4 protein-coding genes are annotated in these 4,743 nt (G+C 63.6%); 2 read left to right on the plus strand and 2 right to left on the minus strand.

What is annotated here, in order from left to right:
- Positions 1-537: citrate/2-methylcitrate synthase (locus tag VGH68_RS04105; RefSeq protein ID WP_331602220.1), on the plus strand; the 537-nt coding region annotated here is incomplete at its 5' end.
- Between the two features lie 355 nt (positions 538-892).
- Positions 893-3,178, plus strand: coding sequence for an amylo-alpha-1,6-glucosidase (locus VGH68_RS04110; protein WP_331602221.1), 2,286 nt, complete (start codon positions 893-895; stop codon positions 3,176-3,178).
- 240 nt (positions 3,179-3,418) lie between these two features.
- On the opposite strand, the gene VGH68_RS04115 is transcribed toward VGH68_RS04110, so the two are convergent.
- Complete coding sequence (locus VGH68_RS04115; protein ID WP_331602222.1) at positions 3,419-4,327, minus strand: LysR family transcriptional regulator; 909 nt, start codon at positions 4,325-4,327, stop codon at positions 3,419-3,421.
- Between the two features lie 171 nt (positions 4,328-4,498).
- Positions 4,499-4,743 (minus strand): hypothetical protein (locus tag VGH68_RS04120; RefSeq protein ID WP_331602223.1); only part of this gene is annotated, 245 nt, incomplete at its 5' end.

Here is a 4,743-nt window from a genome sequence, read left to right on the forward strand (position 1 = left end):
TGTATCGCGGCCGGTATCGCGTGTCTGTGGGGCCCGGCGCACGGCGGCGCGAACGAAGCCGCGCTGAACATGCTGGAAGAAATCGGCTCGGTCGACAACATTCCGGAGTTCATCAAGCAGGTCAAGGACAAGAACTCGGGCGTGAAGCTGATGGGCTTCGGTCACCGCGTCTACAAGAACTACGACCCGCGCGCGAAGCTGATGCGCGAAACCTGCCACGAAGTGCTGGAAGAGTTGGGCCTGCACGACGACCCGCTGTTCAAGCTCGCGATGGCGCTCGAAAAGATCGCGCTCGAAGACGAATACTTCGTGTCGCGCAAGCTGTACCCGAACGTCGACTTCTATTCGGGTATCGTGCAGCGCGCGCTGGGCATCCCGACGTCGATGTTCACGTGTATCTTCGCGATGGCGCGCACGGTCGGCTGGATCGCGCAGTGGAACGAAATGATCGCCGATCCGGAGCAGAAGATCGGCCGTCCGCGTCAGCTGTTCATCGGCGAAACGCTGCGGGAAGCGAAGCCGATCGCACAGCGCTAATGCAGCGCGGATCGCCGGCCCGCGAGGCCGGTGATCCTTGTTGCCGGGCACGGCGGGCGCGGCGCTTCGACCGGGACCAGGCGCGGGCCCACCATGGGTCCAACGCCAAAGGCGGCGCTTACGTCGCTGTGCTTCGCCGCCGCGGCACGTCTCCTGCGTATCCCTGCACGTCCTGTGCCACGGGAAATCCGCTAACAAATCTCCGTAAAAAAGCCGAAACTCCGCTGCGATAAGTTCGTCTCACGCGCACAGACCTTCTACAATCGGAAGCGACCGGGCAACCGGGCGCGCGCCCCTAGGCGTTACCCGAAAGCGGAACTGAACGCAGCAGCGAATCGAATTCATAGGAGCGACCTTGACACAGCAGCAGTCAGAAGCCCTCGGCGGACTGACCCACGCGGGTGGCGTCGATCATCGCGAAGCCGAACAGGAAGGCGTTTTCATCCCGACGGAAAACCTCAACGTCGCGAGTACCACGCAACATGTGCTGAAGTCGGGCGATACCTTTATCGTCAACGACCCGCTCGGCGATATCACCGGCCGCGACGATGGTCTGTTCGTCAACGACACCCGCGTGCTGTCGCAACTGCGCCTGACCTTCGGCGGGCGCGCGCCATCGCTGCTGTCGGGCAGCGTCAGCAGCGACAACACGTCGTTCACCGCGCATCTGACCAATCGTCCGCTGCCGCCGCTCGGCGGCAACAGCACGCCCGAAGGCGTGATTCACGTCGAGCGTGTGCGGGTGCTGTCGGGCACCGTCCTCAACGAGGCGATCGAACTCACCAACTACGGCGCGAACGATGCGACCGTGCCGCTGTCCATTTCGTTTTCGAGCGACTTCCGCGACATGTTCGAAGTGCGCGGCCTGAAGCGCGACAAGCAGGGCCGCATCGAGCCGGCGCGCGTCGAGAACCAGGAGGTGCTGCTCGGCTACGTCGGTCTCGATGACGTCGCGCGCAACGTGCAGATCGCGTTCGCGCCGCAACCGGACAAGCTGTTCGCCGACCGTGCCGATTACACCGTGAACCTGCCCGCGCAGGCCTGCGTGTCGATCTATCTGTCGGTCGCGGTGCAGGTCGTGCCGATGCCCGGCAAAGCCGGCGCCGGCGTATCGCAGCCGGTCCATGCGATGAGCGAGGCGCATCTGTCGCAGATCGATGCCGAGCGCCCGCGCGTCGGCCGCACGGCGGTGCGCGCCGCGCTCGTCGACGCCCACCTGGTGATGCGCGACCGGCGCAGCGCGAGCGCGCGCATTCGCTCGAGCAATCCGCTGTTCAACGCATGGATCGACCGCTCGTTTGCCGATCTGAGCCTGCTGACGACGGACCTCGCGACCGGTCCGTATCCGTATGCGGGCATCCCGTGGTTTTCCACCCCGTTCGGCCGCGACGCGGTGATTACATCGCTGCAAACGCTGTGGCTGCAGCCGCACCTGGCCGCCGGCGTGCTGCGGTTTCTCGCCGACCATCAGGCGCAGGAGAATTCGCCGTTTCGCGACGCCGCGCCCGGCAAGATCATGCACGAGATGCGCAAGGGCGAAATGGCGGCGGCCGGGGAAGTGCCGTTCGCGCTGTACTACGGCGGCGTCGACACCACGCCGCTCTTTATCGTGCTGGCCGGCGCCTATGCGGATCGAACCGGCGACCTCGCGCTGATCGACGAACTGTGGCCGGCGCTTCAGCGCGCCGCGCAGTGGGTCGCGGGCGTGTGCGATCGCAACCGTCTGGGGCTGCTCGACTATCAGCGCGAATCGGATGGCGGGCTCGCAAACCAGGGCTGGAAAGACAGTCACGATTCGGTGTTCCATGCCGACGGCCGCTTCCCCGATGGGCCGATTGCGCTCGTCGAGGTGCAGGCCTACGCGAGCGCCGCATTCGATACGATGGCGCACTTCGCGAAACAGCGCGGCCTGCGCGACGACGCCGCGCACTACGCGGAGCGTGCGAAGAAGATCCGCCACTGCGTCGAGGAAAAGTACTGGATGGACGACGCCGGTTTCTATGGCATCGCGCTGGACGGTCATGGCGAACTGTGCCGGGTGATGGCATCGAACGCCGGGCATCTGCTTGCCTTCGGCTTGCCGTCGCGCGAGCGCGGCGAAGCAGTGGTGCGCGCGCTCGATTCGACGCTGTTCCATACCGGCTGGGGCGTGCGCACGCTGGCCGCGAGCCAGGCGCGCTTCAATCCGATGGCGTATCACAACGGCTCGGTCTGGCCGCACGACAACGCGCTGTGCGCGCGCGGGCTGTCGCGCTACGGCGGCAAGGCATCCGCGGTACGGCTGCTGCAGGCGCTGTTCCAGGCGGCAGTCAATTTCGACATGCGCCTGCCGGAGCTGTTCTGCGGCTTCCCGCGCCGGCGCGGTGAGCCGCCTACCGCGTATCCGGTCGCGTGTCTGCCGCAGGCGTGGGCAGCGGGCTCGCCGTTCATGATGCTGGAGGCGTGTCTGGGCATCACGATCGATGCCGAGCGGCGCGAGGTGCTGATCGAACAGCCGATGCTGCCCGAAGGCATCGACTGGCTCGAGGTCGGCGATTTGCGCGTGGGCGATGCGTCGGTGTCGATCACGTTCCGCCGGATCGGCGAGAAGGTGGTGGCGTCGGCCGAGCAGGGCGATGTGAGGGTGGTCGCGTTGCTGTGAGTTCGATGGCGGCGGGTTGGCCGCCTGGGCTGGTCAGCCGGAAATTCACGGCGGGCGGGCAGTCGCGGCCGCCGACCAAACGCAAACGGCCACCTTCCAGCCCGCAGGCTGCCGAGCAGCTCATCCGGATAAGGCGGCGGAACGTACCGCATCCGGTGAATTGGATCGAGCAGTTCGTCAAGCGGCTTTGCGGCACGCATTGCGACGAGCTCGTCAACATGCGTTGTACCGCCGGCAGGTTCAATCCAGTCTGCCCTGTTCGGCCAGTTCTATAAAAGTGTCGACCACATGGCGTACCTTGGGTCGTAGATGAGCCACTTTCGGCCAGACGGCGTGTACGTCAATGAGCTCGCTAGAAATGTCTTCGAGAACTGATAGCAGGGCCCCTGACTGCAGATGAGGTCGTAGGAGTGATATCGGCATCTCGCAAAGTCCCATGCCCGCGACAGCGGCTTCAACTATCGAGTCACCGTCGCTAATTTGATGGGTCGCCGGTGGCGAAATCCGAGAGACTTCGCCATTGACGTTCACACGCCATGCAAGCGGCTGTCCACGGCGATGGCCGACAATGCATGAGAGATATTTCAAATCATCAAGCGTACTCGGGGTGCCGCGCTGCGCGAGATAGTCAGGCGATGCCGCCATCACCATGCGCTGGCTAGTCAGGCGACGAGCAACCAGGCCACTCGAGCTTTCGAGTTCGCCGAATCGAATCACAAGGTCGACCCCTTCCTCGATCGGATCAATGAGATGGTCCGAGAAGGTCATCGTGAACTGCAGGTCAGGATGCTTTCGACCAATGTCCAACAGAATGGGAACAAGGATGCGCCGACCGAAGGCTGCCGGCATGTCAATCCGCAAGCGACCGACGGGCCGCAGGTTGCCTGGGCCAAGAGCGGTTTCCGCTGTGGTGATTTCATCGAGTGCAGAAGCGCATGCCGCAAAATATGCATCGCCGTCGGCCGTGAGCGAGATGCTTCTCGTGGTGCGATGGAATAGTTGCGCGCCGAGCCGGTCTTCCAGCTTTGCGATTGCTTTACCGACGGCGGACTTGGTCAGCCCGAGTTCTTCGGCTGCGTCGGTGAAGCTGCGCGACTTCGCTGCGGTGACGAATATCAATATTCCGCTGAATGTGTCGACCTGTGCCATGTCACGTCCCGTTGAAGAGTTTTATTCCACATATAGGGCGTGAGCATCAGCATTGTCAACCTGCAGAGCGAAGGTCGACCGGCCAGCGGTCCTGATTAAATCTTGACCGCGCAGCCTGTGTTGGCCGCCTCAAGGGCGCAGTTCGCAATCCGCAGAGTCGGCCAGCACTGACTATTTTCGTCTCCGGTGCAGAGGCGCCCCATTGCTCTCATCTGGTTCAGCAAAAGGGTCCTCGGAAATCTGTCGGCTGAGCCGCAGAATGTCGTCGAGACCAAACTCCTGGACTTCCGGCACTCGGTCTCCGCGCGCTTTCGCTAGTTCCGTCGCGATGCGAAGCGCGTTTGAGCGCTCCCGCATCAACAGCTCCAGCGCCTCGACAAGAAAAGCGCGTTCTCTCTCCGATACCTTCGCTGCAA

The organism is Paraburkholderia sp., from assembly GCF_036488505.1.
Lineage (GTDB): Bacteria > Pseudomonadota > Gammaproteobacteria > Burkholderiales > Burkholderiaceae > Paraburkholderia.

Bases quoted from the DNA above. Each gene is read 5' to 3' on its own strand.
- VGH68_RS04115 (WP_331602222.1), bottom strand. From the start codon at position 4,327: ATGGCACAGGTCGACACATTCAGCGGAATATTGATATTCGTCACCGCA.